This window comes from Paenibacillus tritici (assembly GCF_013204885.1).
Lineage (GTDB): Bacteria > Bacillota > Bacilli > Paenibacillales > Paenibacillaceae > Paenibacillus_AQ > Paenibacillus_AQ tritici.
The window spans coordinates 1-556 of the sequence record NZ_JABMKX010000047.1; the positions used below are offsets into that span (position 1 = coordinate 1).

Genomic DNA, 556 nt, shown 5'->3' on the forward strand with positions numbered 1-556 from the left:
AGGCATGACAAGACAGAGGCCTTGTCACCCCCAGGAATGAAAATAAGTGGGTGGCATCCGTCGCATCCATTCTAAAAGATGCTGTAGTCGTCAACACTACATATACAAATCAAAGGGCGGACGCGGTTACTGGGATACACCCCGTGCGAAAAACCGTTCTATTGCGCTTTTCGAGCATCGCCTATTGTAACCCCCCAAAAAGTACGTGTATTAAATTACACTCACTCGAGCGCATGATTTGTAAGCTGACGATGGAGGATGATTGGAATGGATGCTGTACGTATGTGTTGCGCCGGTCTGGACGTGCACCAGGAAACCGTTGTGGCCTGCGTGTTAAAAGGACCGATCGAACAGAAACCGCAATGTCACATGAAAACCTTTGGGACGACAACCCGAGAATTGTTAGGCCTGCAAGATTGGCTGAGTGAACACGGCTGCCGGGAAGTGGTGATGGAGAGTACCGGCGTGTTTTGGAAACCGGTATGGAACATCTTAGAGGGCAGTTGTGATCTTGTCTTGGCCAACGCCCAGCGGGTAAAGAATATGCCGGGTCGAA

1 protein-coding gene is annotated in these 556 nt (G+C 50.2%); it reads left to right on the plus strand.

Annotation, left to right across the window (positions count from 1 at the left end):
• Window positions 1–267: 267 nt before the first annotated feature.
• Window positions 268–556: IS110 family transposase (locus HQN87_RS31980; protein WP_173141383.1), on the plus strand; the 289-nt coding region annotated here is incomplete at its 3' end.